The organism is Amycolatopsis sp. NPDC051071 (assembly GCF_040682875.1).
Taxonomy (GTDB): Bacteria; Actinomycetota; Actinomycetes; order Mycobacteriales; family Pseudonocardiaceae; genus Amycolatopsis.
The window spans coordinates 51,294-77,965 of the sequence record NZ_JBFBBY010000001.1 but is presented as its reverse complement, the minus strand read 5'-3'; the positions used below and the strand labels follow the sequence as shown (position 1 = coordinate 77,965).

The following is a 26,672-nucleotide window of genomic DNA, read 5'->3' as shown; positions in this document are numbered from 1 at the left end:
GGGAGCTACAGGGCGCTGCCGACCGCCGCCCACACCCGATGCGGATCGAGGTCCATCGGCCGCGAGTCGGGATCCGGCCGCAGCCGCCGCAGCAGCACCTGCTGCACCAGCGCCGTCGGCCGCCCGGCCGAAGCCACCCGCCGCCAGAACAGGTGGTCTTCCAGGCCCTCGAACAGCACCTCGGAGTTCCACCCGCCGAATTCGTCGACCAGTGACCGCCGCACCAGATAGCCGCTGCCGAGGTACGGCAGCTTCCGCAGCCGCCGTTCCTCCGGCGGCAACGCGCCGACCAGGCCGTCCACCGGATCCGCGACCGGGCAGTGCACGACGTCGGCACCTTCCGAGGAAGCGAGCAGCCGCTCCAGCAGGAACTCCGACGCGCGCATCCCGCCGTCGAGCACCAGCAGCCAGGACGCCGTCGAGCGTTCCAGCAGCGCGTTCCGGGTGAGCCCGCGGCCGAGCGGGGTGTCGTGCAGCAGGACGTCGTACGCACGCGGACGCGGCCACGGATGCACGCCATCCTCGCCGACGAGCACCCGCCGCGGCAGCACGGTGCCGGTGAGCAGGTCGTTCGCCAGATCGTCCGGGTCGACCTCGCCGGTCCGCCGCACGATCAGCACGTCGACATCGGCCGATCCGGCAGGCGAAGCGGCCGCGGGTTCCCAGCGCCGCGAAGCCACCCGTCGGGCACCGGCCGCGCGCTGCGCGATCCGCGCCGACAACGCCGTCCCGCGTGCCGAAGCAGGTCCACCGGCGGATCGGTCACCCGCGAACCGCGCGTCGAACGACGGGGTGTCGACGGCCAGCGCGTCGTCCGGGTTCCGCAGGCTGGTCGCGAGTGCCCGCGCGGGGGCGATATCCGCGGCGGGCGCGGAACCCAGCGACGCGGCCAGGTCGATCAGCCGACGCGCGGACGCCGTCATGTCCAGCGACTTCACGAAACCGTAGGCGGCCGAACGCAGGTGCCGCTCGCGTTCGGGCTCGTCGGCCAGCGCGGCCGCGACGGCACCCAGCGCCTCCGGCCGCGCCAGCACCAGATGCTCGCCGGGGACCAGCGGGTCGACGTCGGCCGAGGTCTCGCTGATCACCACACAGCCGTTGGTCATCGCTTCCAGCGTGCGGACCCATTCCAGGGTCTGCTTCTGTTCGCGGTGCAGGTTCAGCAGGAATCGCGACCGCGCGAGGTGCTCGAATTTCGCCTTGCCCGGCAGGAAATCGACCCGTGCGGTGGTCATCGGTTCGTGCGGCGGGGTCAGCAGCCGCGTCCGCAGCCCGGCGAGATCCCGCGCGTACGAACCGAGCAGCACCGAACGCCGCCGCTCGGCGGTGCCGAGGTAGGTGACATCGAGGTCGCGCGGGCTGTCGAGGTCGCCGCCCCACAGGTCCCACAGCGGGCTGTAGCCGAGCTGGAAATGCTCGACGGCGATCCCGCGCCGCCGCAGTTCGGCGGTCGAATCGGTGTTGATGTCGACGGCGCCGCCCAGGATGGAGAGCAGTTCGGCGTTGCGTTCGAAGGTCGACGTCCCTGGATGCTCCACGCAGAACCCGATGGTCCGGCGGCACTGCTCGGGGGTCGGGAAGTCGGCGTCCGGCGCGGTCACGAAATACTCGTGGGGGACGACGACGAACACCGTGTCCGAACCGGCCTCGGGATACTTGCCGGTCGCGGTCCTCGCCTTGCCGCCCGCCGTGCGCACGGCGTCGGCGACCACCTCCAGGAGTTCCTCCATGAAGGCGGAACCACCGTCGGCGGAGACGAAGCAGAGTTCGGTCACGGCCGGTCCATCTTCTTGCGCACGACCCGTAGCGGCGCGGTGACCCGCCAGCTGACGGTGCGGCGGGTGGCGTCGAGTTCGCGGGCCATCTCGGCGGCGAGGCGTTCGGCGTTGAGCAGCCGCTGACGGTCCGCCGACGGCTCGCCACCGGGCAGGATATCCGCGTCGACGACGCCTGCCGAGACGACGAGTTCGGCGTCGAGCAGCGCGAGCCGCAGCTTGTCCCGCTCCTCGCGGCAGGTCTTCAGCTCGGCGCGCAGCGAGTCCCGCTGCTGGTGGGCGAGGAGGACTTCGGCCTCCAGGGCCCGCAGACGCGCCTTCGCGACATCCAGCTCTTCCTGCTGCGAAGCGAGCTGCTGATTCACTGCGGCCGACTCGCCTTCGTCCGGCGCGACGGCGGTGGCCTCACGCAGTTCGTGCTCGGTGTCGGCGAGCTTGGCCTTGAGCCGGTCCTGTTCGGCGGTGAACACCTGTCGCTCGGCCCGCAGCCGGGTCAGTTCGGCCTGGACACGGCCGGGAAGCACAGCGTTGTCGTCGTTGTCGTCAGCCATGAACGTCCCCACTCTGGTGCCCGTGCAGGGCCAGTTCGGTCAGGATTTCGGAGTATTCGCGTGCGTACCCGGCCGGGTCGAGCCACGGCAGCAGCTTTTCGTGCGCGGCCTTCGCCATTTCGCGGCGACGCGTGGCAGGCGTGCCGATCGCCCGCAGCAACGTCGCCGTCAGCGCGTCGACGTCGTTGGTCTCGAACAGCCAGCCCGTCTCGCCGTCGACGATCATCTCCCGCGCGCCGAACACGTCGGTCGCCGCGACGGGGACGCCGCAGCACACGGCTTCGAGGATCGAACGCGGCAGCGATTCGATGTCGGAACTGTTCACGAAGATGTCCGCGGCCTGCAGCCAGCGCAGCGGATCCGGCTGGATCGGCACCAGGCTGACCGACTCCTCCAGCCCGGCACGCTCGACCGATTCCTCCATCGCCAGCCCGTACGGCGACGGGTGCAGCCCGACGACGGACAGCTTCGCCTCGGGATGGACCTGGTGGATCCGCTCCATCGCCGAGATCAGCGGCGCCTGCCCCTTGCGGGATTCCGCGATCCCGATGTTGACCAGCACGACGTCGTCCGGCGAGTAGCCGAGCATGTTCCGCGCCTGCCGCCGGGTCTCCGATCGCGTGCGGCCGCCGAATTTGTGCATCGGCGTGCCGTAGCGGACGGTCCGGCAGCGCTCCGGCTTGCTGTACGGCAGGAACATCTCGCGCGTCGCGTCCGCGACGAACAGCAGCCTGTCGGTCTCGGCGAGCGCGCTTTCCCAGCTTTTCCAGACCGCGGCCGGCGGCTTCACCGGGCCCCAGTTCTGGTAGGCGAACGCGGGCAGCGAGAAGCTCTCGTGGATCACCCACGCCGTCGGCATCCCGGCTCGCTTCGCCGCGTCCGCGCCGACGAAACCGCCGAGTGTGTTGACGAGCGCGACGCCCGCTCCGGAGCACTTCGCGAAGCGTGCCAGCTCGGCGACGTGCCCTTCGTAAGCCGGGACCGTCTGGTTCCGGTAGTGCGTCGTGACGTGCACGGGGATGCCGAGTTCGTGGCAGTCCGCGCGCAGCGGGCCGTCGGTCTCGCTGACCAGGCTGACCTGCCAGCCGTGGTCGGTGACCAGCCGGCTCAGCAGTTCCTGCAGCCACAGCTGCCCGCCGCCGACGCCGAGGCTGTGCGTGAACACCAGCAGATGCTTCGGATCGGTCGGAATGTTCACGCGCGCCATCGCGCGGGCGGTGTCGCCTGCCAGTTCGGCGGAGAGTTCGGCGTCGTCCGGGTCCGCGACGGGGTTGCGAAGGGTGAAGGTGCGCTTCGGCGACACGACCTCGCCGACGCCTTCAGTGCGGTACCGGACGCGAAGCGACAACGTCCGCTCTTCGCCGTAGGGCAGGTCGACAGGCACCCACGCCTCGAAACCGCTGACAGCGGCGTCGTCGAAACCGGGGAACTCCTTCGGCACGTCCTTGCGCGGCAGGCGGGTGCGTGCGCTGACCGTGCCGCCGCCCTCGACCATGACCTCGATCAGGCTGGGGGCGCGGCCCTGAAGCATCGCCCAACCCGTTACGTAGACGACGTGCCCTTCGGTGACCTTGCCCTGCTTCGGTGCTTCGAGCTCGCCAAGCCAAAGCGGTTCTTCGCCAGGGAGCGTGCCGACGTGGACGGTCGCCTGGTTCAGGACCCGTTCGTCCGGTCCGGCGACGACGACGTCCTGCGTGCCCGCGGGAACCCAGGTGGCGGGGACGGCACGCCAGCCGAAGGTGCCTTCGGGAGCGCCCGGGCACGGCTCGGGGAACAGGTTCGCCTCGACGTCCGCGATCGTCACGGACATCTCGTCGCTCCGGCTGATCCCGGTCGTCCAGCCCCGGAGCTCGAACAGGTGCCCGACCGGCCGGCTTGGGGTCAGGATGCCGGCGGTATGCAGGCTCGTCATCGCTTCGCTACCTCGTCTTCGTTCGCCGCCACACCGGCGCCGGCCTTGGGTGAACGGTACCCGTGGACTGTCCGTGCCAGGCGCGTTCGCCAGATTTCGGCAATGGACGCGAGGACCTCGTCCGTGCCGTGCGCGGTGCCGCACGAGCCGATCGTCGAGAAGGCGACCTCGCGTGCCACCGCACTGTCCACAAAGGAGGGATGAAGGCCTGCCAGTACGCCGAGCCAGCCCGCCAGATCACGCATCGAGCCGCCCTCGGCCGCCGCGGACCAGTCCGCGTCGGCGAGTTTGTCCGCCAGCACAAGGATTCCGCGTTCGAGAACGGCGTCGACATCCGCGTTCGCGTTCCGCCACTCGAGATCGATCGGCCGCAGCGTCGCGCCGTCGACGAGCACGTTGTGCGGCACCAGATCCCACAGCGCCTCGACCCCGCGCGCGGCCTCCGCGCGAAGGAGATCCCGCCAGCCGGTGAGCAGTTCCGCCACCCGCTCCGGCTCGTCGAGCAGGACTTCGACCATCGTCGGCGCGTCGTAAACCTTGTCCGTGCACGGCCCGACCGAGATCCCGGCGATCGGCGGCGAAGAGCGAAGCGGCGTCCGGCGGACCTCGGCGCCCTCCCCGGTGCGCACGACGTCCGCACGCGTGCAGGCGAACGTGGCGCGCTCGGCGGTGTTGAAATAAGTCGCGAGCCGGTACGCGGGCCAGAGGGCGGCGGCACCCGGTCCGCACAGCAGGGCGAGACCGTTCGCGGGGCCACCGGAGATCGCGGCGGACAGCCGGGGGAGCTCGACGTCGATCTGCGTACTGAGCACCGCACGGGCGACCTCATGGCCGGGTGCGCAGCGTAGTTCGCGCTGGACTTCGAGACCCGCCGCCGTGAGCGTCCTGACCACACCTCGCGACGCCGTCAGCAGTACGACGGCCCCTGTCGGCGAGAGCCGTTCGCGAACCGACTCCAGGACGTTTCGCGTGGCGTAGGGCTGCTGGACGACGACGAGGTCGTAACCCTCGGCGGGCAACCGGTCGTGGACCGAGACGGTGCCGAGGTCACGAGTCCGGAACCGGACCGCGGCGGCCCGCACCGGATCGGCCTCGATGGCGTGCACCGTCTCCGCGACCTCACCCAAGTACCGCGTCAGCCCGCCGAACCCGGCGCCGATCTCCAGTACTCGCGCCGCCTTCGGCAGCGCGAGCGCCCGCAGGACGTTCGCGGCGCCGTGGTCGAGCGGGGTGCGCTCGGTCGCGTCCCAGCCGGCGAAATGCAGCTCGTCGGACAGCGAATCGGTGTCCTCGGCAAGGGAGAGCAGTGTCGTGAGGAGCCGTGCCTTCTCGGCGGTCATCGAGACTCAGCTGGTGACGGCGTAGTTTTCCAGCGTCTTCTTCACCGCACGCTGGTACGTGCCGCTCAACGCCTTCTCGCCCTCTTCCCCACCGAGCGGGTTCTGCAGGATGTCCACCCGGATGATGTTGTTGCCGCTGATCCAGGTGCCGCGGTAGCTGCCCTTGTCGCCGTCGATCTTCTTCTGGAAGTTCAGCTTCGGCGGCATACCCGGCAGCGGCTCGGTGATCTGCACGAACTTGTTGGTCGTCTGGTACTGGCGAAGCTGCTTGACCAGGTCACCGGCGGCACCGGGGCTGGTCAGCGGGATGACCGTGACCGAGATCTTCGCCGGCTGCGGGCCGGTCTCGTCCGGCTGCTTCCGTGAGCCGCGGTACGCGACCTGCTTCACGCCGGCGGCGATGACCAGGTCGGCCTCGCCCTTGTCCATCCCGGTGATCGAGGCGAGTTCGGCCGCGGGGACCACGCCGCTCTTCGCTTCTTCGTCGCCGGACTGCTCCGGGATCTTCTCGAACAGCAGCTCTTCGGGCGTCTTCGGCTTGGCCGACGACGTCGGGGGCACGTTCTGGGACTGGGTCGGCTGGGGCGCGGCCGTCGGATCCGACGGTTCGCCACCGTCGCCCTTGAAGGCGAAGTAGCCGCCGACGCCGAGACCGGCGAGCACCAGCACGGCGACGATCGCGATGATCGCGATCTTGCCGCCCTTGCCCTTGGGCTTGTCCTCGAACAGCTCCGGGCCCTGCTTGACCCATTCCGTGCTGCCGACCGGCGAGATCGGCGGGAAGTCCGAACCACCCCAAGGCGGGCTGGCGTCGGTGTCGGTCCAGCCCTGCTGCTGGGGCGGCTGCTGGTAGCCCTGCTGTTGCTGGGGCTGCTGCGGGAAGCCACCCGCGGGCGAGGCCTGGCCCTGCTGGGGGAAACCGCCTGCCGGGGACGCGTGGCCCTGCTGCTGGAAACCACCCGGCGGCGACGCCAGCGGCTGCACGACCTGGGTGCGGTTCGGGTCGGCTTGCTGCTGCTGCCAGTTCGGCACGACCTGGGTGCGTTCACCCTCGCCGCCCTGGGCCTGCGGCTGGTTCACCGGCGCGATGATCTGCGTCGAGTCGGCGCTGTTGCCGCCCTGCTGGGGCTGCTGCGGGGCCTGCGGCTGCTGAGGCGGCGCGGGCTGCTGCTGGAAAGGCGGCTGCTGGAAAGGCGGCTGCGGCTGGTGGCCGGGCTGCTGGACCGGCTGCTGGGAGGGGTCGCCGTACGCGACCGCTGACGACAGCACCTGGTCACGCCGGAGCCGGTAATCGTCCGCGGAGAGGCGTCCCGATGCGAGCTCCTCGTCCAGATTGCGCAGCTCTTCCTGCCAGGACACCACCGGCCCCCTTATCCGATTTCAGGCGGGAGGCACGCTCCCCGCCGTCGCGATACCACCACTGCGGTGACCTCGCACATTCTGCACTGCCCGGCCACGGCTCGCCCTCGCGGGTCGAATCGTGATCTCCTCGCGACCCGCGCTTCTCAGCCCGGCGGCAGAACGGTGTCCAACGAGGTCAGCGTCTGCTCCAGACGGGTGTCGAGTGCCTGCGCGTCGCCGCCGAGCGGCTGCGAGACCCAGGTCGTGACGGCCATCGTCCCTGACACGTAACCGAACCCGCTGAGCTGGCCGTTCCTGTTCGCGCCGACGAGGGCGAGCCGGTTGCCGATGCGCTGCTCGCGCAGTCCGGCGTTGATCGAGTTCTCGCGGAAGTACTTGGCGATGGCGGCGGCGTCCTTGACGTCGTTCGCCGGGATCACCAGGACGAGGTAACCGTTCGTACCTTCGTTCGAACCCTTGTAGGTGATCGAGGCGACGTTCTTCGAAGTGAGGTAGTCACCCGCCGCCTTCGAGAAAAGGTTGAGCTCGACACCCTTCGCGACCGACATCGTCGAGTTGTCCTTCGACGGTGTTCCCGGCAACGCGGGCAGGCGGTCTTCCAACGGCGTCTGGGCACTGTCGGGCAGGCCTGACGGAGCGAGCCCGGAAAGGCCGTCCGGCGGCTGGGCCACACTCGGCTGCTCGGCGACGTTCGAGGAAGACGACGAGCCGAGCCACAGCGTCCCGCCGATGATCAGCGCCAGCACGACCAGCACCCCGGCGCCGATGAACAACCCGGTCGGCTTGCGCTTGCCGACCACCGCGTAGTCCGCGTAATCCTCGGGGGGCGCGGTGTGGCGCGGACCGGGCTCGGGGGTCAGCGGCGGGAGTGGCCGGTTCAGCTGACGTGTCGACGGCTTGTTCTTGACCGGCGGCTCGGCGCGCAGGTAGACCGTCGGGTTGATGTCCGCGGGTGAGGGCGCGGTGGTCTTGTGGTCCGCGATATGCGGGACCGAGCTCTTCTTTTCGCGCGGCCGGGGATGCTCGGTGTTCAGCGGCTGAGTGCGTTGTTCCGGCGGGGGAGGCGGCGAGTAGGCAGGCGGTGGCGAGTAGGCAGGCGGCGGCTGCCGGTATTGCTGCGGCTGCCGGTATTGCTGCGGCCGCGAGACCGTGGCCGTCGGCAATTCGATCGGCTGTGCGGCGGGATTCGTGCTGTGCCACTCCCCACCGGGGCGCCGCAGCGGTGAGGGGACCGGTGACGGCATCGTCCCGCCGGAGGCCTCCGCCAGGAGTTCGTCGCGTTTCCGGCGGTGTTCGGCATGCCCGATGCGACCCGCGGCCAGCTCGACGTCCAGCTGCCGAAGCTCGTCCTGCCAGCTCATGTAGCCCCCTGCCGCCGGGTGTGAGCAGCCAGTGTTGCATGCACCCTTATGGGTGGTTGATGTGGTCTTTCCACATTCTTGCGTCCACTCGCGACCCGGTCCAGCACGGATTCGGCTCAGTACGGGAAGGCCCCCTTCCTTGCGCCTGACGCAAGGAAGGGGGCCTTCCCGTACCGCTTTGCGGACCGGCAATCGGATTACCTGAAAGTGTCGTGACCTGTATATATAGCATCGAAGCTATGACATGGGGTACGGTGGAACTGGAGCCGGAGGTTCGTGACTGGCTGGAGAGTTTGTCCACGGCGCACTTCGCGACAGTCGCCTTCTATGTGGACCTGCTCGCGAAGCAGGGGCCATTGCTGGGCGGAGCCGTACACGAGACAACTCGACGGCAAGCTGCGGGAGTTGCGGTTCCATCTGGACGGGGAAGCTGTGCGGATCACCTACTGGATCGCGTCAGGCAGGCGAATCGTGTTGCTGACCGAATTCCGGAAGACCCGCATGCGTGAAGAGCGCGAGGTGCTGCGGGCGCGGAAGGCGATGTGGCGATGCATCGCTCAAAGGCACACGATCGACGAGCAAGGCGGGGAGTGAGGACGATGGCCGAGCGGACCGATTGGCAGCGGCTTCGCGAGCGACGGATGGCCGAGCCTGGTGCCGCTGACGCGTACGAAGCCACGCGGCTGGCCCACGACCTTGGCAAGACGGTGCGTGAACTGCGCGAAGCGCGTGACTGGACCCAGGCGCGGCTCGCCGCCGAGGCGGGGATGACGCAGTCCGCTGTCGCGCGCTTCGAAGCAGGGGGCACCGTCCCGACCATTCCGGTGCTGGAAAGGCTGGCTCACGCCCTCGAAGCAGAGCTGCATGTCCGCATCACGCCGCGACTCTCCACGGTGTGATGCTCTTTCGGCTGGTCAGCGCGATCCGCCGGTCCCGCCGGTACGGTGGCTGACGTGGGACGTGCCGGATGACGGAAATCGACGGGTGTCGCAGCACGCTGCGCGAGCTGGCCATCGGCCGGCTCGCCGGACGTGACGTCCGCACGTCGCATCTGGTCGAAGCCGGTTTGGACGCGATCGTCGCCGGGCTCGACGCGCCGTCGCTCGCCCTCCTCGCCGGCCTCGGATGCTCCGCCGGGGACGCCGTCGACAAGGCGTTCTGCCAGGTGATCGACGAACTCGGCCTCGAACTGCCCGCCGACGCGACGGCCGCCCGCTGGCTGCTGATCCACGGCTGGCTCACCGCGATGGTCAAGGGCGACCTCTCGCCCGCGGCAGGTGGCGCGCTGGTCAGCGAGGTCGGCGAGCTGCTCGGGTCACCGGCGGCGTTGCGGGGGATCACGCGGTGGTCGGCGATGCTCGACAGCTGGATCCCGACCGACCTCACCCCGCGTGACGTCTGCGAGGTGCCGATCCTCGAGGAATCGGCGGAGTTGCTCGAAGGTCCTTGGCCTCCTCGCGGGTGTCACCCGTAAGGCGCCGGTTTCTGTCGTACATGTGTTCTAAAATGGACGTTGTACAGCAGGAACAGCGGCGAAAGGCAGACACGGATGGCCTACATCACCCTGCCCACGTTCGTGGGATACAGCACGAGCTCGGGTCCCTCGCGTTCCTCTTTCGTCCGGCGTTGGCGCCGTCAGTACGAGGACCCGGCGCGGGGCGGGTTCAACTTCTACCTTCGCGCCGCGAACGCGATCCGCGCCGGGCGGATCTCCGGCCGGGATCGCGAGGTGCTGCGTGCCCTCGTCGAGAACGCGGACGAGCGCACGCGGTCGCACTACACCGAAATCGCCAACGGCTGGCTGCGTTACCTGGGGCGGCGTGACCTGCGGCTGGCCGAGGTCGGCCGGGCCCGCTGGCGGCTCGGCGCGCTCGAAGTCGGTGTCAATCCGCACCTCGGGCTGCGCAAGGGTGACGGACCGGTCCAGGTGACCTGGCTTTATTTCCGGGAGGAGCCGTTGAGCCGGGACGCGGCGCAGCTGGTGCTGTGGCTGCTCGAACAGACCATGGACGAGCTCCGGCCCGGAGGCCACCCGCTGGTGATCGACGTCCGGCGCGCGAAGGAGTTCTCGTTGTCCGCACGCGATCGCGACAAGGTCCGGCCGTGGGTGAAGAGCGAGGCCTCGGCCTTCATGAGCCTTTGGGAGGCGGCCGCATGATCGCACGACGGCGAGCCCGCGTTCAGTGGGCTCGCCGTTCACGCACCGTCATTCTCACGGTTCCCCCGGCGGCGCAAGACACCTGATCAGGTGACAGTTTCACGGTATATGGCCGCGCGCTGGACAACTTGGGCCCTGAACACGAAGCTTTCCCAGTCTTAATCGGCCGAACACCGAGGGTCGCTCGTGAACAACGCTTGGGAAGCCATCTCCAGGGTCGTAGATGAGCCTGCTTGGTACTGGGTCTACGACAAGCTCGCGTTCTGGCCGAGTACGTACTCGCACGCCTGGCCGGGTTTCCGTGAACCCGCACCGTCCGTCGCGTGGGATCTCGCGCCCAGGGGGCTCGACCGGTCGTCGGCCGAGTTCCGCCTGGGCCCGTACGCGGTCGAGCAGAACGACGTCGCCCGCGTCGCGCTCTCGGCGCTGAAGGACTGCGTCGCGGAGGACGAGTGGGTCTGGGTGCTGCACTGGCAGCATCAGTCGTACCGCTTCTACCCGCATCGCCACGCCGCGCTCGACCCGTGGCCGGTCCCGGTGTTCCCACGCACGGACTACCACATGTTCCTGGCGAACGACTTCCGCTTCGGCACGCTCGGGCATCCGTGGGAACGGACCCTGTGCGTCTACGGCGAGAAGTTCGTGCCCGCCTTCGAACAGCACGGCGAACGGGTTTTCAAAAACGCGCTGCGGCGGAACGGGGTACCGGCCGCGATGGCGGGCTGACCGCCGTCCGGCGGGCGGACCTGCCTAAACTCAGCCGGGTGTTCGAATACCACGGGTGGGTGACCATCCAAGCGGGCCCTTCCGGTGACGATGACGCGGCGGTGCTCGACCGCATCGTCGAGCGGGTGCACCGCGCCGTCCGCGATTTCGACGACGGCGACCTGGTGGATCTGCGCTGGGCCGCCGGGGTGCCGGTGCTGCACCTGGGCGGCATGGACAAACACGGCACGGCCATCGGCCAGGAGCTGGTGGACCTGTTCACCCGCGTCGGCGACGTCGCGCCGGGTTCGTACGGCCTCCTGCACGTCTGGGACGACCAGGATCCCACGCACGACAACGAGTTCAAGGTGTACCGGATGGCACGCGGCCTGGTCACCGAACGCGGCGACGACCACCTGTCCCCGGTCGCCCCGACCGTGATGGACGGCTACGAGATCTGAGCCGTTTCCGCATCGCAACACCTTCTTGAGTAGCCGTACTCAAGACAGCGGACGGCCGTCGGCGGACCTTGGGACGTATGACGAAAACCTCCTCGGCGCCGCCCACCACCGCCGCGTTCTTCATCCAGGCGGCCCTCTCGTTCGGCCTGGCACTGCTCGCTGTCGTCGTCGGCATCTGGTACTTGCCGGTCGATGGCTGGGTCCGCGGTTTCCTCGCCGTCGGCATGCTGTTCCTGACGACGTCGGCGTTCACCCTCGCGAAGTGCGTCCGTGACCGGCAGGACGAGAACTCCGTCGTCAACCGAGTCGACCAGGCCCGGGTGGACAAGCTCCTGGCCGAGCACGATCCGTTCAAAGCGCCCGCGCTCTGATCCGTTCCGTCCCGCGGCTAGATTCTCTGACCATGGTCTCGACCAGGGGGATTCGCCGCGTCCAGGTGAACACGTGGGCCTTGCTCGGCGTGGCCGTGGTCTGGCTTGCCGTCAATCTCCGGTGGATCGTGCTCTACCGCGACGGCCAGGTGTTCGACATCGACGAGGCCGGTTACTTCGGGATGGCCTTGAACAACCACGGCGCCGCACTCCGTGACGGGATTTCCGGCTGGTTCGAGGCCGTCGAGGCCCCGGGGATCCAGGCGCCCCTGCTGCCGGCGCTGACTTCGCTGCACTTCTTCCTCACCGGGACGGGCACGGTCGCCGCGTTCGTCGTCCCGTTGCTGGCCGGGGTGGCGCTCATCCTGCTGACGCACGCGGTGGCGAACCGGATCGCGGGTCGCCCGTTCGCGTGGATCGCCACGGTCGTGATCGCGACCGCACCCGGGGTGATTTACGAGGCCCGCGCCTATCACTTCGCGCTTCCCGCCGCGGTCATGACGACGGCGGCCATTTACTTCCTGATCCGGTCCGAAGGGTTGTCCAAGCCGAAGTTCGTCGTGCTCTTCGGTGTTTTCGCCGGGCTGATGCCGCTGGCGAGGACGATGGCCATCGCGTTCGTTCCCGCGCTCGTGCTGGCGGCGCTGATCCAGGCCGTCTGGCCGCCGGACCGGCGTAAACGGCTGAAGTGGTTTGCTCTCGCGGCTGTCGTCGGCGCGGGTGTCGCGGCGCTCTGGCTGGCGCCCAACGGCGTCCGTGTCTACCGGTACCTGACCGGTTTCGGCTACGGCAAGCAGTCCGTCGAATTCGGCTCGGAAGCGGGTGTCTTCAACCCCGCGGCCTGGGCCGAACGGCTCCGGCTGCTGATCTCCGATCACGGTCTGCCGCACGCCGTGCTGCTGTGCGCCGGGCTGATCGCCGCGATCGTCGTGGCGATCTCGAAGCTCCGCACCGGCGGCCCGGTGAAGGAGACCCTCCGGTCGATGGTGGCGTCGCCGCTGTTCCCTTCGGCGCTGCTCGTGGCGGAGGGCGGGGTGGCCGTTTTGACGTCGAAGAACATGGGCACCGCCTTCTTCCTGCCCCTGATCCCGTCGATGACGGTACTGGCGCTGTGGGGTTTCTTCCGGGCGCATCGCTCGCTTCGGAAGGCCCTGCCGTTCGTGGTCGCGGTGGTCGGCGTGGTGGCACTGGTGCCGTTCGTGGATCTGCGGCTGCCGACCGCCCGGCACTGGGAGGCTCAGTTGCCGGTGCTGGGCTCGGCCAAGATCACCGACGGGCGCGGTGTGCCGCAGATCTATCCGGACCCCGGCTCGAAGGCGACCGAACAGTTGAGTGTGGAAACCGCGCGGGAATGGCATTCCGTGGCGGAGTGGGCCGCCCAGCAGGTGGTGGACAACCACGCCGTCGGCGGGGCGTCGGGGTTCGGGTTCCGCGACCGGCTTTTCAACACCAACAGCCTGCAGCTGGAGATGCTGCGGAGGTTCGGCTACGGGGTGGCGTTGCCGCAGATCAGTCCGACGGAGGACGGGAACACCGAGCCGGACTACCGGATCTGGCTGACCGAGTTCCACGGCAGCAACAGCGGGGACGCGAGCAAGACGTGTCTGTTGTTCACCGCGTCCGGGACGATCAACGAGTACGAGCCGAAGGTGGATCCGCCGTCGATGGCCTCGGCCGCGGCGGCCTCGGGATTCACTCCGATCGCCACGCGTCCCCTGCCGAACGGCCGGTCGGTCACGCTGTGGCGGCGTCCGCAGCCGACCTGTGTCCCGTCCTGAGCCGAAACATATGCGCAGATTTGAATTACTACGGTCGTGTGACTCCGCTCACCAGACCTGTAGCACTTAGTAACCACAAGATATTACTAAGAAAGGCTAAACAACTAAAAAGATCCGGCCGCCCGATACCCACTCGTCAACGCGAGTGACCAGTAACGCGGGGGTCCGGGGGGCTCGGCCCCCCGGGAATTATGGTGAGCACGCCAAGGTCCAGGCTTTCCCTGGACATGACACGCCCACGTGCGAGCGGATGACGGGATTCGAACCCGCGACCCTCACCTTGGCAAGGTGATGCGCTACCAGCTGCGCTACATCCGCATGTTTCTCACCGCTTCAACACTCGTTTGAAGCAGTGGGACAACCATACACCGACCGTCTGTAGCCGTTTTGACCCACCCCGACCGGTGCTCCGGTGTCACGCCTGGCGTACAAGGGGTGACGACGGCTGCATACCTCCGTATGGTGTCCCCATTCGACCGAATGGTGAGTCCTTCGGGGAGGAGGTGCCTGGCCGGATGACCGAGCAGGGCACGGTGCCGCTTCAGGCGGTCTCGGAATCCGACGAGCAGGCATTGCTCCACCGGCTCCGCGAAGGAGAGGACGCCGCTTTCGGGGAGCTTTTCGAACTTCACGCCGCCGCTGTGCGGAGACTGGCTCGCAGCCTGGCCTCCGATCGGTCGGAGGCGGAGGACATCACAGCCGAAACCTTCTTCCGGGTGCTTCAGGCGTTGCGCCGGGGTGCCGGGCCGCGGGACTACGTCCGGGCGTATTTGCTGACGGTGGCCCGCCGGGTCTCGTGGGAGTGGCATGGCGCGCGCCGTGACGTGCCGGTGAGCGACGACGAGCTGACCTTTCGTGCCGGGGCCGGGGCGGATACGAACGCTCGCACGGCAGAGCATTCGCTGATCACCACCGCTTTCACGAGTCTGCCGGAGCGCTGGCGTTCGGTGCTGTGGCAGACCGAGGTCGAGGGCGAGCAGCCCGCGATGGTCGCGCCGCATTTCGGGTTGAGCGCGAACGCGACGGCGGCCTTGGCGCGCCGGGCGCGTCAAGGGCTGCGGGCGGCGTATCTGCAGGCGCATTTGTCGGTGAACCGCGGGCCGGATTCGTGCCGGGCGGTGGTGGAGAAGCTCGGCGGGTTCACCGCGGGCAGTGTCACCGGCGCCGAGGCAACGCGGATCAAGACACATTTGATCGCTTGCCAGTCCTGCCGCGCGACGCACGACGAACTTCGCGACGTGTGTTCCTCGCTGCGGGCGCACGCCGGTGTGGTGGCCCTGCTGGTGCCGGGGGCCGCCGGTCTCTACGCGAGCGGGTCGTCCGGGGCGTTGTCCGGGTTCGCCGCCTCGCTCAAGGGCCTTCTGCTCGGCTCGAAGGTGAAGGTCACCATGGCGGTGGCGTCGACGGCGGCCGCGGGCGCGGTCGGGATCGTCGCCGGTCCGGCCGTATTCGGTACCGATGTCACGCACACCATCGGGTTGTCCGGCGGTGGGCTGCCGGAGCTGTCGTTGCTGCCGGCGCAGGTCGCCCCGCCCGTCCCCGGTCAGCCGGTGGAGCTTCCGCCGCCGCGGATCGCCGAGGACCAGCTCCACGGCAAGGGAGCAGCCGTGCCGGTGAAGACCGGGCTGGGACCGGCTGCGGAACAACTCGGTGCGGCCGACGTGCCGAACCTGCCCGATGAGGTCTCTTCTTCCCGGAAGGAACTCGGCGGAGGCGACATCGTGCAGCCGCCGCAAAAGCCGCCGGGGCTGGTTCCGCCGTCGCAGGAGCCGACCTCGCCGCGCAACGAGGTCCCGGGAACGGAAACCGGCACGAACCAGACCACGTCGAAGCGGGACGACATCCCGCCGTCCGGGTCGCTCAGCCCGACAACCACTCCGAAGGAGCCGATAGAGCCTTCGGAGCCGAATACACCGCAGTCGACGACTGACCCGGAAGGGTCTACTTCGCCGACGTCGGGCCCCGGCGGTTCGACGACCGGAACGCCGTCCGGCGAGCCGTCGTACGAGGAGCCGAGCCCGGTCAGGCCGACATCCCACTACCCGGAACCGGGTATCGGCTACCCGACCTGCCCCTAACGCTCGCGAGGGACATCCCGCCCTCGAACTCTCGCGAACCTTGCCGCCATCACGGTACGGTTGAGCTCGCTCACGACGAGCGAGCGGCCGCGCGGGAGGCGACTGAATGAACCGGCTGGTGCACGGCGAGGACGGCCGTGACTGGGTGGTCCGAGCCCAGATGGAATGGCGGGCTCCCGCGACCGCGGACGACTTCGAGCACGATGTGGCCGGCAGCTACGGCCCGGGTATCGCGATGATCGTCGTGACGGCGTTGCTCGCGATCGTGCTCATCGCGTGGACCCCGGCGGATGTGATGATCCCGTCCTGGGTGCCGCTGGCGTTGCTGCTGATCGCGTTGTTCTTCCCGCTGCGGTGGATATTGCGCCGTCCGTGGACCGTGGTCGCCGAGACCGAGGGTGACCTGGCAGGCGACCGGCCGTCCGAGCGCTGGGTGGGCACCATCCGCGGCATGTTCACCGTGCGCGGCGAGGTTTCGAAGATCACCAAGACCATCCAGAGACATTCGCTCCCGGATTTCGACGGTCCGCTGCATCCGGTGGAGTAGTCGCGGCGGCCTGAACAAGCGAGACTGGGGCCATGCCCGAGTTACCCGAGGTCGAAGCGCTCGCCCACCACCTGCGTGAACACGCGGTCGGCAAGACGGTTTTCCGTGTCGACGTGTCGTCGCTCAGTGTGCTGAAGACGGCGACACCGCCGTGGACGGACCTGCACGGCCGCGAGGTCACCGGGGCCGGCCGGTTCGGCAAACATCTCGACCTCGTCGTCGGCGATCTCCACCTGGTCGTGCATCTGGCGAGGGCGGGCTGGCTGCGCTGGTCCGACGCGCTGTCGCCGGCCCCGCTCAAACCCGGCAAGGGGCCGATCTCACTGCGCGTCCACCTCGACGCGGCCGCCGGTCCGGGTTTCGACCTCACCGAGGCCGGCACGAAGAAGGGCCTGGCCGTCTGGATCGTGCGCGACCCCGAAAAGGAGGTCGCCAGCATCGCGCGCCTCGGGCCGGACGCGTTGTCGCTGGACCGCACGGGGCTCGAGAAGCTGTTCGCCGGACGCACCGAACGGCTGAAGACGGCGTTGACCGATCAGACGCTGATGGCCGGGATCGGCAACGCCTACTCCGACGAGATCATGCATATGGCGAAGCTTTCCCCTTACGCCACAACGGGAAAACTGTCCGAAGGGGCGCTGGACGGGATTTCCGAGGCGATCCGCGAGGTGCTGACCAGCGCCGTGACGCGCTCGGTCGGCCAGTCCGCGGCGCGGCTCAAAGGCGAGAAGCGTTCCGGGTTGCGGGTGCACGCGCGGACCGGGCTGCCGTGCCCGGTCTGCGGCGACACGATCCGCGAGATCTCGTTCGCGGACAAGTCCTTCCAGTACTGCCCGACCTGCCAGACCGGCGGGAAGCCCCTGGCCGACCGGCGGATGTCGCGTCTGCTCAAGTAGTCAGCAGAGGGCGGCCTTGACCGCGAGAAGCGGACTGCTCGGCAGCGCGTCCTTGTGCGCCAACTCGTTCGCCAAGTCGTACACGTTCAGTGCCAGCACGATCTGCTTCGCGCCGTCCGCGGTGCTCATCGAGACGCTGGAGAACCCCGGGCCGGCACCGGTGTTGCCCCAGACCGTCTTCGTGCCCCCGTCACACGGCAGGTTGAGCGTCTCGACACCGGCCCCGTACGAGCCGAACTTGCTGTACGGCACGAGCCGCTTGAGTTCGGCCTGTTGCGCGGGTTCCAGCAACCGGCCTGCCAGCAACGCGCGGTGGAACGTCGCGAGGTCGTCGACGGTCGAGACCATCGCGCCCGCGGTCCAGTCGTACGAAGGGCTGAAGACGGTCATGTCCTTACCGCTCATGTCGTACCCGTGCAGATGCGGACCGCGCAGGAACGGTGACCACAGCGGGAAGGACGTGTGGCCGATGCCGAGCGGGCCGAGGATCCGCCGCTGGATCTCCGCGCGGACGTCGTTGCGGGTGACCTTCTCGATCACCTTGCCCAGCAACAGATATCCGGTGTTCGAGTACTGCACGCCCGTGCCCGGCGCGAACGAGGGCCGGTCGGCGATCGAGCGCCGGATCACCTCGGCCGGTGTGATGATGTGCGCCCGGTCTCCCCGCACGAGGTACGGGTCGAAGAAGTGCGGATCCAGCGGATCGTGCACCCCGCTGGTGTGGTTCAGCAGCATGCGCAGCGTGATCTTTTCCGGCTGGTAGTCCGGTACTCGGACCACGCCGGGGAGTCGCCGCTCGATGGTGTCGTCGAGCGAAAGCGCGCCTTCACCAGCCAGTTGCAGGACCACCGCGGCGACGAACGCCTTGGTGTTGCTGGCGATCCGGAACCGGTGGTGCGGTCCCGCGAGTTCGCGTGTGCCCGGGTTCGCGTGCCCGGCGCCGAACCGCGAGACCGCCTCACCGTTCCGAACCTCGACAACCGCGCCCGGGAATCCCCCTTCCGCGACCAGGTCCCCGACCGCCGCGCGGACCGGATCGCCCGCCGCGGCCGCCGTCCCCGCCGCCGCGCTCGCCAGCAGGACTCCCGCCAGCGCACCCGCCGCGAGTTTCCCCATTCCGCGCATTGTGTTCCTCCCCCGGAAGCGATTGCCTGCGGACAGTCTTCTCGGTGCCACGGGGAGTGACCATGGGGAGAACCCCCGGTCTTGGGTAGGGTCGACCCCACCCTCAGTTGTCACAACTCAACGGAAAGTGGGGAGCAGACCTTGCACCCGGTTGGTCGAGCGCAGAGCATGGACGCCGTGTCCGGGCTCGATATCGCGCAGATCATTCCTTGGGGTGTCGCGGTTCTGCTCGCGATCCTCGTGGTCGTCCTGCTGATCAAGCTGCGGCGTCCGGCGAGCATCGTGGAGAACGCGGTGCTGCAGGCCGTCCATCGGATGTCGAAGGCGACGCCGGACCTGCGCGAAGGTCTTGACGAACAGGTCGCCGACAAGATCACCAGCCAGCTGCTGGAGATGCTCGACTGTGTGGCCGTCGGCATCACCGACAGCGAGGGCACCCTGCTGTCGTGGGACGGCGAGGCCAACGACCACTACGTCGACCTCGTCGACGCCATCGGCAACGCGATCCGCAAGCATCGCCGCGAGGTCGTCGCACACGACAAGATGCCGTGCAACCACCGCGGCACCTGCCGGATGCGGACCGCGGTGATCGTGCCGCTGATCGTCGAGGGCGAGACCGAGGCGGCGCTGCTGGTGGTCGGGCGCACCCGCGGACGGCTGGTGCAGATGGCGGACGCGGTCGCGCAGTTCGTCTGCACGCAGTTCGAGCTGGCGCGCCTCGACGAATCGAAGAACCAGCTCCAGCAGGCCGAGATCAAGGCACTGCGTGCGCAGATTTCGCCGCACTTCGTCTACAACGCGCTCAACACCATCTCGTCGCTGATCCGGACCGACCCGGAGGAAGCGCGAGAGCTGCTTCAGGACTTCGCGGACTTCACGCGCTACTCGTTCCGTACGTCGGGCATGTTCACGTCGCTCGCCGAAGAACTCCGGAACATCGACCGATACCTGACCATCGAGAACGCCCGTTTCGGCGGACGGCTCGAAGTGCGGATGAAGATCGCACCCGAGGTGCTCTCGGTGGTCGTCCCGTTCCTGATCATCCAGCCGCTGGTGGAGAACGCGGTCAAACACGGCCTCGCGTCGAAACCATCGGGGGGCTGCGTCACCGTGATCGCCGAGGACTACGGCGCCGAGGCGTTGATCAGTGTCGAGGACGACGGCATCGGCATGGAGCCCGCCAAACTCGCCGACCTCCGCAGTCAGCACCGCACGGGTGCGCATGTCGGACTCGGCAACATCAACCAGCGGATGCAGCAGGTGTTCGGCCGCGACTACGCGCTCATGGTCGAGACGGCGCCCGGCGCGGGGATGAAGGTGACCTTGCGGGTGCCGAAGTTCATGCCCGGCGTGCGGCCGAACCTTCCCGACTTCTCCGTCGACGCCACCGCCGACCGCGCCGAGGTCCCGCCGCAGGGCGGCCCGAACGAGGCCAGCGGGGTGAGCGGTTCGCGCAGTGGCGTGCTGCCGTCCTGAACCTCGGTAACCTGGGCGTATGAGCGTTGCGGACAAGTTGACCTCCCGTCTCCCGATGATCGGCGACCGGGGTGAGCGCAAGGACGTCGTCGCCGTGGTCAAGCTGCAGGGAGTGATCACGCCGACCCCGTCGCCCCTGGCAAGGGGATCGATCAACCTCGCCGCCGTCGAATCGGCGCTGACCCGCGCGTTCGCGCACGAGCGGCTGAAGGCGGTCGCACTGCAGATCAACTCGCCGGGTGGCGCGCCGACGCAGTCGGGCCTGGTCGCGGAGCGGATCCGCCAGCTCGCCGACGAGAAGAACGTGCCCGTGCTGGCCTTCGCCGAGGACGTCGCCGCGTCCGGCGGGTATTGGCTGGCCTGCGCGGCCGACGAGATCTACGCACACCGGACGTCGATGGTCGGCTCCATCGGCGTGATCAGCGGCGGGTTCGGGTTCACCGGTCTGCTGGAGCGGTTCGGCATCGAGCGGCGGCTGCACACCGCGGGGGCGAACAAGTCCCGGCTCGACCCGTTCAGCCCGGAGAAGCCGGAAGACGTCGAGTGGCTGAAGAAGATGCACAGCCAGCTCCACGACCTGTTCGTCGAATGGGTCACCGAGCGCCGCGGTGACAAGCTCGCCGACACCGAGGACCTGTTCACCGGGGACGTCTGGCTCGGCGCCCGCGCGCTCGAACTCGGTCTCATCGACGGCGTGGGCAGCCTCCGCCAGGTGATCACCGAGCGGTACCCGGACGCCGAGATCTCGGTCGCCGAACCGAAGAAGGCGCTGCTGGCGCGGCTCGGCATCGGCGCTCCCGCCGCCGCGAGCGCGTTGCTGGACGCGGTGCAGCAGAAGGCCGCCTGGAGCCGCTTCGGTCTCTGACCCCGTGCAATGAGAGTCCCCTTCATTGCGTGCGGGAGTGGGGGCGGAAGAGAGGTGACACGGCGAGGCGGTTCGTGTCACCGGAAAAGATGACGGCACCGGCCACCCCGGGCGCGCGGGTGCCGGTGCCGTCCTTTTCGTTCGACTTTCGTGAAGCGGGCTGGACACAGAACCCGGCAATGGGCATTATGCGACTCACTGTGAGTGCTCACGATGACACCCGGAAGCTCATTGTCCTGGCAGTGGACGATGAGCCCAAAGGGCTAGACGAACTGGTCCACTGTCTCCGGAACAGCCCGCACGTCGCACTGGTCTTCCCGGCTATCGACGCTTCGGAGGCGCTGCGCCTGCTGTCCACCGACGACCCGAGGCTCGGCGACCGCAAGGCCCGCGGCCTGCCGATCGTGGACGCGGTGTTCGCCGACATCGACATGCCCGGGCTGTCCGGGATGGAGATGTCGCGCGTGTTCGCCGCACTGCGTCCGTCGCCCGCGCTGGTGTTCGTGACAGGGCACTCCGAGGAGGCCGTCAACGCCTTCGACCTCGGCGCGCTCGACTACGTGCTGAAGCCGTACCAGCAGGACAGGCTCGACCGCGCGATCAACCGCGTGATCGACAAACTCAACACCAACGCCGCACCGGCGGCCGGAGCCAGCCTGCTCGGGCAGGTGAAGAACGACGACGAGGTCATCCCCGTCGAACTCGCGGGCACGACGAAGCTGATCCCGAGGTCTTCGGTCCGCTGGGTGGAGGCGCAGGGTGACTACGCCCGGCTTTTCACCACCGACGGCAGCCATCTGGTCCGCATTCCGCTCGCACAACTCGAAGAACGCTGGGAGAAGGCGGGTTTCGTCCGCATCCACCGGTCGTTCCTGGTCGCGCTGCCGCTCATCACCGAGTTGCGGATGGGCCAGGGTGGATACCAGGTCGTCATCGGCAACGAGGAGAAGGTGCTGCCGGTGAGCCGTCGCCACACGCGTGCGCTCAAGGACCGCCTGGTCGGCTCCGGCCGGGCAACGCAGTAGCGGGACATGACCGACGACTATCACCGCCGGGTCAACGGGGTCCGCGAACCGGACCCGACCCTCGGCAAGGGCAGGCACAAGAAGCCCGCACTGCCCGAAGGAGCCGCCGTCGAGCCGGTTCCTGGCGCGCCGATCGGGACGAAGCAGGAGCAGGCGAAGCCCGAACACTACGCGAAACCCAAGCGACAGCGGGTGATCCTCGCCGATCCGCGGCAGGCCACGAGCACCCTGCGGGCCAGGGTCGAACTCGAAGAACAGACCAGCTGGGGAAAGCTGCTGGTCAAGGATCTGGTGAAGATCCAGCTGCGGACGGCCTCCCTGCTGGCGTTGCTGGTGATGGTGACGCTCTGTTCGCTGCCAGTGCTCTTCTACCTGGTCCCGTCATTCGGACGAGTGATCGTCGTCGGCATTCCGTTGCCCTGGCTGATCCTCGGTGTGGCGCCTTTTCCGTTCCTGTTCGGCATCGGGCTCTGGTACAACCGGCTCGCTGAACGACATGAACGCGACTTCGTTGACATGATCGAGAACTGATTGCGGAGCGGCACATGCGAGGATTCGTGCCGTGGCGCTGAATCCGTGGGCTGTGGCCGGCATCGTGCTGGTCGCCGTGCTGACCTTCTACTTGGGGCACCGCTCCTCGCGGTCGGCCGTCAGCACCCACGACTTCCTCGTCGCCCGCCGCACCGTGCGCTCCCGGCGCAACGCCGCCGCCATCTCCGGTGAGTACCTTTCCGCCGCGTCGTTCATGGGGGTCGCGGGCATCGTCCTCAAGGACGGCGCCGACGCGCTGTGGTTCCCGATCGGGTTCACCGCCGGCTATCTCGCGCTGATGCTGTTCGTCGCCGCGCCACTGCGGCGATCCGGCGCGTACACGCTTCCGGACTTCGTCGAGATGCGGCTCGGCTCGACGGTGCTGCGCCGGGTTTCGACGACGTTCGTGGTGTTCATCGGGATCCTCTACATGGTCCCGCAGCTGCAGGGTGCCGGGCTGACCCTGGCGACGATCCTGCCCGTGCCCGCCTGGGCGGGTGCGATCCTGGTGACCCTCGTGGTCGGGTTCAACGTGATCGCGGGCGGCATGCGTGCCATCACCGTCGTCCAGGCCTTCCAGTACTGGCTGAAGCTGTTCGCCATCGCGGTGCCGGCGTTCGTCCTGTGCCTGGTGTTCCTCGGCACCGGCGGTCCGGGCAGCGCGCGTCCGCTGGGACAGGCCGCGCCGCCGACGTTCACCCATAACACCACGGTTTCGGTGCAGACCGACGTCACCCTGAAGGTCACCTCGGTGACCGTGCTCGAGGCTTACGGCCAGGTGGAAGGCGCGCGCGCCAACGGTTTCGCGGTGTGGAGCCCGGAAGCCGGGCACAAGGTCGCCAAGGGCACGACGTTGAAGTTCGCCGCGGGCACCCCGGTTCCGGTGGTCAGCGAAGCACCCGCGTCCAACGGCGACTGGCTCCGGCCGGGTTCGGGTGGTCTCACCGATCTGCTGCAGGTCTATTCGCTGATCCTCGCGACGTTCCTCGGGACCATGGGCCTGCCGCATGTCCTGGTTCGCTTCTACACCAACCCCGACGGCAAGGCCGCGCGCCGCACGACGGTCCACGTCCTGCTGCTGCTCGGGCTGTTCTACTTGTTCCCGACGCTGCTGGGTGCGCTCTCGCGGATGTACGTCCCGGAACTGCTGGTGACCGGGAAGACCGACGCCGCCGTCCTGTTGCTGCCGTCCGCGGTCCTTCCCGGGCTCTGGGGGCAGATCCTGGGCGCGGTGACCGCGGCGGGTTCGTTCGCCGCGTTCCTGTCGAGTTCGTCCGGGCTGCTGGTGAGCGTCGCGGGGGTGGTGTCGACCGACGTGCTGCCCGGCCGCGTCCGCGATTTCCGGGTGGCGACGGCGATCGTGGCGCTGATCCCGCTCGGGCTCGCCGTCCTGCTGCCCTCGGAGGACCTTTCGCTCTCGGTCGGCATGTCGTTCGCGCTGGCCGCGTCCACGTTCAGTCCCTTGCTGCTGCTCGGGGTCTGGTGGCGGAAACTCAGCTGGCCCGGCGCGCTGGCCGGGATGGTCGTCGGCGGCGGACTGGTGCTGACCGCGCTGGTGGTCAACATCGTCAGCAGGTACACCGGCGGGTGGGCGCCGTGGTTCTCGGCCCAGCCCGCGCTGCTCACCGTGCCGGCGGCGTTCCTGACCACCTACGTGGTGAGCAGGGCGACCGGCTACGGGCGGCCGGACGACGTCCACGGCGTGATGCTGCGGCTGCACGCGCCCGATCCGCTCGGGTTCATGCGGGATCGTGCGGTCGCCCGGTTCGGGCAGGCCGAGGAGAAGACGCGGACGACCGGAAAGGGTCGCCACCGGAAGTAGTTCACCCGGTCGAGTCACGTTCGTCTACTCAGCGTCGCGCCGTTCACTCAAATGGATTGCTCCTTCCGCGCCCCATAAGGGGCATGATCTTCCGTGACAACGAAATCACCGAACGGTTGCGGCAGGTGGGAGGTCCGTTGTGGGTGACACTGATCAAGACCTCGGGTCAGACCCGGAATCCGACTGGGAAAAGGTGCAGGGCAGTCCGGAATTCACCGAACTGCGACGCCGTCTCCGGGTATTCGTTTTCCCGGTCTCGGCGTTGTTCCTCCTCTGGTATCTGCTCTATGTGCTCCTCGCCGACTACGCGACCGGGTTCATGGGCACCAAGCTCTTCGGCAACATCACCGTCGGTCTGGTCTTCGGTCTCCTGCAGTTCGTGTCGACCTTCGTGATCACCGGCCTTTATGTCCGTTATGCGAACCGTAAACTCGATCCGCTCGCCGACAAGATCCGGCACGAGGTCGAAGGGACCGGACGGTGAGCACACTGGCCGCGGGCGTACAGGGCAGTAATCCGGCACTCAACATCACCATTTTCGCGGTGTTCGTGGCGATCACCCTCGTGATCGTTTTCCGGGCCAGCCGGAATACGAAGACCGCCTCCGACTACTACGCCGCCGGACGCGCGTTCACCGGCCCGCAGAACGGGATCGCGATCTCGGGCGATTACCTTTCCGCCGCGTCGTTCCTGGGTATCGCCGGTGCGATCGCGATCAACGGCTACGACGGTTTCCTCTATTCGATCGGATTCCTCGTCGCGTGGCTGGTGGCGTTGCTGCTGGTCGCGGAACTGCTGCGGAACACCGGCAAGTTCACCATGGGTGACGTCCTCGCCTTCCGGATGCGGCAGCGGCCGGTCCGCGCGGCGGCCGCGATCTCCACCCTCGCCGTCTCGTTCTTCTACCTGCTGGCGCAGATGGCGGGGGCGGGCGGGCTGGTGAACCTGCTGCTCGGCATCGAGGGCAACCTCGGCCAGGACCTGGTGATCGCCGTGGTCGGCGTGATCATGATCCTGTACGTGCTGATCGGCGGGATGAAGGGCACCACCTGGGTCCAGATCATCAAGGCCGTCCTGCTGATCGCCGGCGCGTTCGCGATGACGCTGTGGGTGCTCGGGAAGTACGGTTTCAACCTCTCGAACCTGTTCCAGGCCGCCGTCGACAAGGGCGGCGCGACCGGTGAGGCGTTGCTCGGGCCGGGTAAGCAGTACGGGAAGACCGGCACGACCAAACTCGACTTCCTGTCGCTGGGTATCGCGCTGGTGCTGGGTACCGCGGGCCTGCCGCACGTCCTGATGCGCTTTTACACCGTGCCGACCGCGAAGGACGCCCGCCGGTCGGTGGTGTGGGCGATCGCGCTGATCGGCATTTTCTACCTGTTCACACTCGTACTCGGCTACGGCGCCGGCGCGCTCGTCGGGCCGGAGGTGATCGCGAAGGCACCAGGGACGACCAACTCGGCGGCGCCGTTGCTGGCGCTGGAACTCGGCGGCCCGGTGCTGCTCGGGTTCATCGCGGCGGTGGCGTTCGCGACGATCCTCGCGGTGGTCGCGGGACTGACGATCACGGCGTCGGCGTCATTCGCGCACGACGTCTACGCCAACGTGATCAAGAAGGGAAAGACCGACCCCGACAGCGAGGTCCGCGTCGCGCGGATCACCGCGCTGGTGATCGGGGCGGTCGCGATCGTCGGCGGGATCCTCGCGAAGAACCAGAACGTGGCCTTCCTGGTGGCGCTCGCGTTCGCGGTGGCGGCGTCGGCGAATCTGCCGACGATCCTGTACTCGCTGTTCTGGAAGCGATTCAACACCCAGGGCGCGCTGTGGAGCATCTACGGCGGGCTGATCGTGTGCGTCCTCTTGATCGTGTTCTCACCGGCGGTCTCGGGTAAGCCCGTCGACGCGAAGACGGGGAAAAGCGCCTCGATGATCCAGGGCGTCGACTTCCACTGGTTCCCGCTCGACAACCCCGGCATCGTCTCGATCCCGGTCGCGTTCTTCCTCGGCTGGCTCGGCACCGTGCTCTCGAAGGAACACAACCAGAAGAAGTACGCCGAGATGGAGGTCCGGTCGCTCACCGGTGCCGGTGCGGAAAAGGCGACGCGGCACTGAGTCGTTCTTCACGGGCGGTCGTTCTTCACGCGCGCGCAACGGGACGGGATGCGAGGATGGCAGGGTGGTGAGCCCTGCTGACATCCCGACCGTTGCCGTCCGTGACCTGCCCAAAGACGGCGTCGCGCTGCTCGACGTCCGCGAGGACGACGAGTGGGCCGCCGGGCACGCCCCTGGCGCCAAGCACATCCCGATGGGTGAACTGCCCGCACGCGTCGGCGAACTCGCCGAACTGCCCGACGACCAGCCGGTCTACGTGATCTGCCGCAGCGGCGGCCGGTCCGCCCGCGCCGCCGCTTGGCTCAACGCGAGCGGCTGGGACGCGGTGAACGTCGCCGGTGGCATGGGGTCATGGAAGCAGGAGGGACGCCCGATGGTCGGCGACCATCCCGGCGCCGAACCCGAAGTCCTGTAACCGTGC

26 protein-coding genes and 1 tRNA gene are annotated in these 26,672 nt (G+C 68.3%); 19 read left to right on the top strand and 8 right to left on the bottom strand.

Translation table 11 applies throughout. The features are described from left to right. Window positions 1-5: 5 nt before the first annotated feature. The 6 genes from AB0M65_RS00390 to AB0M65_RS00365 all read right to left on the bottom strand — a co-directional run bounded on the left by AB0M65_RS00390 (window position 6) and on the right by AB0M65_RS00365 (window position 8,301). On the bottom strand, window positions 6-1,775 hold the full coding sequence (locus tag AB0M65_RS00390; protein WP_364019053.1) for a glycosyltransferase family A protein: 1,770 nt from the start codon (window positions 1,773-1,775) through the stop codon (window positions 6-8). Further along, a complete protein-coding gene (locus AB0M65_RS00385) occupies window positions 1,772-2,326 on the bottom strand; it encodes a hypothetical protein (protein ID WP_364019050.1) in 555 nt (184 codons plus the stop codon). The genes AB0M65_RS00390 and AB0M65_RS00385 overlap by 4 nt, the downstream gene beginning before the upstream one ends. After that, entirely contained in the window at window positions 2,319-4,238 is a 1,920-nt protein-coding gene (locus AB0M65_RS00380) for a glycosyltransferase family 4 protein (RefSeq protein ID WP_364019047.1), read from the bottom strand. Before AB0M65_RS00380 ends, AB0M65_RS00385 begins: the two co-directional genes overlap by 8 nt. Continuing rightward, window positions 4,235-5,578 carry a methyltransferase gene (locus tag AB0M65_RS00375; protein WP_364019044.1) on the bottom strand — a complete coding sequence of 448 codons (1,344 nt, stop codon included), beginning with the start codon at window positions 5,576-5,578 and terminating at the stop codon, window positions 4,235-4,237. Before AB0M65_RS00375 ends, AB0M65_RS00380 begins: the two co-directional genes overlap by 4 nt. A gap of 6 nt (window positions 5,579-5,584) precedes the next feature. Next, window positions 5,585-6,940, bottom strand: a complete 1,356-nt coding sequence (locus AB0M65_RS00370; RefSeq protein WP_364019042.1) for a flagellar basal body-associated protein FliL — start codon at window positions 6,938-6,940, stop codon at window positions 5,585-5,587. A 143-nt stretch (window positions 6,941-7,083) separates the two neighbouring features. Continuing rightward, entirely contained in the window at window positions 7,084-8,301 is a 1,218-nt protein-coding gene (locus AB0M65_RS00365) for a hypothetical protein (protein WP_364019039.1), read from the bottom strand. A 327-nt stretch (window positions 8,302-8,628) separates the two neighbouring features. Here AB0M65_RS00365 and AB0M65_RS00360 point away from each other — a divergent pair, with 327 nt between their 5' ends. The 8 genes from AB0M65_RS00360 to AB0M65_RS00325 all read left to right on the top strand — a co-directional run bounded on the left by AB0M65_RS00360 (window position 8,629) and on the right by AB0M65_RS00325 (window position 13,774). After that, window positions 8,629-8,895 carry a type II toxin-antitoxin system RelE/ParE family toxin gene (locus AB0M65_RS00360; protein ID WP_364019036.1) on the top strand — a complete coding sequence of 89 codons (267 nt, stop codon included), beginning with the start codon at window positions 8,629-8,631 and terminating at the stop codon, window positions 8,893-8,895. Between the two features lie 5 nt (window positions 8,896-8,900). Next, window positions 8,901-9,200: a helix-turn-helix transcriptional regulator gene (locus AB0M65_RS00355; RefSeq protein WP_364019033.1), complete on the top strand. Its 300-nt coding sequence runs from the start codon at window positions 8,901-8,903 to the stop codon at window positions 9,198-9,200. Between the two features lie 68 nt (window positions 9,201-9,268). After that, window positions 9,269-9,775 (top strand): hypothetical protein, encoded by a 507-nt coding sequence (locus tag AB0M65_RS00350; protein ID WP_364019030.1) that lies wholly within the window; start codon window positions 9,269-9,271, stop codon window positions 9,773-9,775. A gap of 75 nt (window positions 9,776-9,850) precedes the next feature. Continuing rightward, a complete protein-coding gene (locus tag AB0M65_RS00345) occupies window positions 9,851-10,459 on the top strand; it encodes a hypothetical protein (protein WP_364019028.1) in 609 nt (202 codons plus the stop codon). 186 nt (window positions 10,460-10,645) lie between these two features. Then, window positions 10,646-11,185, top strand: a complete 540-nt coding sequence (locus AB0M65_RS00340) for a DUF2716 domain-containing protein (RefSeq protein ID WP_364019025.1) — start codon at window positions 10,646-10,648, stop codon at window positions 11,183-11,185. 38 nt (window positions 11,186-11,223) lie between these two features. Beyond that, window positions 11,224-11,625: an immunity 7 family protein gene (locus AB0M65_RS00335; RefSeq protein WP_364019022.1), complete on the top strand. Its 402-nt coding sequence runs from the start codon at window positions 11,224-11,226 to the stop codon at window positions 11,623-11,625. Window positions 11,626-11,702: 77 nt separating this feature from the next. Further along, window positions 11,703-11,996: a YiaA/YiaB family inner membrane protein gene (locus tag AB0M65_RS00330; RefSeq protein WP_364019019.1), complete on the top strand. Its 294-nt coding sequence runs from the start codon at window positions 11,703-11,705 to the stop codon at window positions 11,994-11,996. Window positions 11,997-12,028: 32 nt separating this feature from the next. Further along, window positions 12,029-13,774, top strand: a complete 1,746-nt coding sequence (locus tag AB0M65_RS00325) for a glycosyltransferase family 39 protein (protein ID WP_364019016.1) — start codon at window positions 12,029-12,031, stop codon at window positions 13,772-13,774. 245 nt (window positions 13,775-14,019) lie between these two features. On the opposite strand, the gene AB0M65_RS00320 is transcribed toward AB0M65_RS00325, so the two are convergent. Further along, window positions 14,020-14,092: transfer RNA gene (locus tag AB0M65_RS00320), tRNA-Gly, on the bottom strand. Between the two features lie 197 nt (window positions 14,093-14,289). Between AB0M65_RS00320 and AB0M65_RS00315 the strand changes: the two genes are divergently transcribed. From AB0M65_RS00315 to AB0M65_RS00305, 3 genes are all read left to right on the top strand, one after another. After that, a complete protein-coding gene (locus tag AB0M65_RS00315) occupies window positions 14,290-15,852 on the top strand; it encodes a sigma-70 family RNA polymerase sigma factor (RefSeq protein WP_364019014.1) in 1,563 nt (520 codons plus the stop codon). A gap of 106 nt (window positions 15,853-15,958) precedes the next feature. Next, window positions 15,959-16,399: a DUF983 domain-containing protein gene (locus tag AB0M65_RS00310; protein WP_364019011.1), complete on the top strand. Its 441-nt coding sequence runs from the start codon at window positions 15,959-15,961 to the stop codon at window positions 16,397-16,399. 32 nt (window positions 16,400-16,431) lie between these two features. After that, a complete protein-coding gene (locus AB0M65_RS00305) occupies window positions 16,432-17,295 on the top strand; it encodes a DNA-formamidopyrimidine glycosylase family protein (RefSeq protein WP_364019008.1) in 864 nt (287 codons plus the stop codon). On the opposite strand, the gene AB0M65_RS00300 is transcribed toward AB0M65_RS00305, so the two are convergent. Beyond that, on the bottom strand, window positions 17,296-18,411 hold the full coding sequence (locus AB0M65_RS00300; protein ID WP_364019005.1) for a serine hydrolase domain-containing protein: 1,116 nt from the start codon (window positions 18,409-18,411) through the stop codon (window positions 17,296-17,298). A 177-nt stretch (window positions 18,412-18,588) separates the two neighbouring features. On the opposite strand from AB0M65_RS00300, the gene AB0M65_RS00295 reads away from it, so the two are divergent. The 8 genes from AB0M65_RS00295 (at window position 18,589) to AB0M65_RS00260 (ending at window position 26,666) form a co-directional block, all read left to right on the top strand. Next, window positions 18,589-19,896: a histidine kinase gene (locus AB0M65_RS00295; RefSeq protein WP_364019002.1), complete on the top strand. Its 1,308-nt coding sequence runs from the start codon at window positions 18,589-18,591 to the stop codon at window positions 19,894-19,896. 19 nt (window positions 19,897-19,915) lie between these two features. Further along, window positions 19,916-20,761 (top strand): S49 family peptidase, encoded by an 846-nt coding sequence (locus AB0M65_RS00290; RefSeq protein ID WP_364018999.1) that lies wholly within the window; start codon window positions 19,916-19,918, stop codon window positions 20,759-20,761. A gap of 188 nt (window positions 20,762-20,949) precedes the next feature. Further along, window positions 20,950-21,786 (top strand): LytTR family DNA-binding domain-containing protein, encoded by an 837-nt coding sequence (locus AB0M65_RS00285; RefSeq protein WP_364018996.1) that lies wholly within the window; start codon window positions 20,950-20,952, stop codon window positions 21,784-21,786. A gap of 6 nt (window positions 21,787-21,792) precedes the next feature. Continuing rightward, window positions 21,793-22,317: a hypothetical protein gene (locus AB0M65_RS00280; RefSeq protein ID WP_364018993.1), complete on the top strand. Its 525-nt coding sequence runs from the start codon at window positions 21,793-21,795 to the stop codon at window positions 22,315-22,317. Between the two features lie 31 nt (window positions 22,318-22,348). Then, window positions 22,349-24,139: a cation acetate symporter gene (locus AB0M65_RS00275; RefSeq protein ID WP_364018991.1), complete on the top strand. Its 1,791-nt coding sequence runs from the start codon at window positions 22,349-22,351 to the stop codon at window positions 24,137-24,139. Window positions 24,140-24,278: 139 nt separating this feature from the next. Then, complete coding sequence (locus AB0M65_RS00270; RefSeq protein ID WP_364018988.1) at window positions 24,279-24,623, top strand: DUF485 domain-containing protein; 345 nt, start codon at window positions 24,279-24,281, stop codon at window positions 24,621-24,623. After that, on the top strand, window positions 24,620-26,251 hold the full coding sequence (locus AB0M65_RS00265) for a cation acetate symporter (protein ID WP_364018985.1): 1,632 nt from the start codon (window positions 24,620-24,622) through the stop codon (window positions 26,249-26,251). Before AB0M65_RS00270 ends, AB0M65_RS00265 begins: the two co-directional genes overlap by 4 nt. Before the next feature lie 64 nt (window positions 26,252-26,315). Next, a complete protein-coding gene (locus AB0M65_RS00260; RefSeq protein ID WP_364018982.1) occupies window positions 26,316-26,666 on the top strand; it encodes a rhodanese-like domain-containing protein in 351 nt (116 codons plus the stop codon). Window positions 26,667-26,672 lie beyond the last annotated feature (6 nt).

Coding starts and splice junctions, on each gene's coding strand:
- AB0M65_RS00295 (WP_364019002.1), top strand. CDS start 18,589: ATGGACGCCGTGTCCGGGCTCGATATCGCGCAGATCATTCCTTGGGGT.
- AB0M65_RS00365 (WP_364019039.1), bottom strand. CDS start 8,301: ATGAGCTGGCAGGACGAGCTTCGGCAGCTGGACGTCGAGCTGGCCGCG.
- AB0M65_RS00360 (WP_364019036.1), top strand. CDS start 8,629: ATGTGGACCTGCTCGCGAAGCAGGGGCCATTGCTGGGCGGAGCCGTAC.
- AB0M65_RS00285 (WP_364018996.1), top strand. CDS start 20,950: ATGCGACTCACTGTGAGTGCTCACGATGACACCCGGAAGCTCATTGTC.
- AB0M65_RS00325 (WP_364019016.1), top strand. CDS start 12,029: ATGGTCTCGACCAGGGGGATTCGCCGCGTCCAGGTGAACACGTGGGCC.
- AB0M65_RS00350 (WP_364019030.1), top strand. CDS start 9,269: ATGACGGAAATCGACGGGTGTCGCAGCACGCTGCGCGAGCTGGCCATC.
- AB0M65_RS00280 (WP_364018993.1), top strand. CDS start 21,793: ATGACCGACGACTATCACCGCCGGGTCAACGGGGTCCGCGAACCGGAC.
- AB0M65_RS00355 (WP_364019033.1), top strand. CDS start 8,901: ATGGCCGAGCGGACCGATTGGCAGCGGCTTCGCGAGCGACGGATGGCC.
- AB0M65_RS00290 (WP_364018999.1), top strand. CDS start 19,916: ATGAGCGTTGCGGACAAGTTGACCTCCCGTCTCCCGATGATCGGCGAC.
- AB0M65_RS00345 (WP_364019028.1), top strand. CDS start 9,851: ATGGCCTACATCACCCTGCCCACGTTCGTGGGATACAGCACGAGCTCG.
- AB0M65_RS00375 (WP_364019044.1), bottom strand. CDS start 5,578: ATGACCGCCGAGAAGGCACGGCTCCTCACGACACTGCTCTCCCTTGCC.
- AB0M65_RS00380 (WP_364019047.1), bottom strand. CDS start 4,238: ATGACGAGCCTGCATACCGCCGGCATCCTGACCCCAAGCCGGCCGGTC.
- AB0M65_RS00300 (WP_364019005.1), bottom strand. CDS start 18,411: ATGGGGAAACTCGCGGCGGGTGCGCTGGCGGGAGTCCTGCTGGCGAGC.
- AB0M65_RS00330 (WP_364019019.1), top strand. CDS start 11,703: ATGACGAAAACCTCCTCGGCGCCGCCCACCACCGCCGCGTTCTTCATC.
- AB0M65_RS00310 (WP_364019011.1), top strand. CDS start 15,959: ATGAACCGGCTGGTGCACGGCGAGGACGGCCGTGACTGGGTGGTCCGA.
- AB0M65_RS00315 (WP_364019014.1), top strand. CDS start 14,290: ATGACCGAGCAGGGCACGGTGCCGCTTCAGGCGGTCTCGGAATCCGAC.
- AB0M65_RS00305 (WP_364019008.1), top strand. CDS start 16,432: ATGCCCGAGTTACCCGAGGTCGAAGCGCTCGCCCACCACCTGCGTGAA.
- AB0M65_RS00385 (WP_364019050.1), bottom strand. CDS start 2,326: ATGGCTGACGACAACGACGACAACGCTGTGCTTCCCGGCCGTGTCCAG.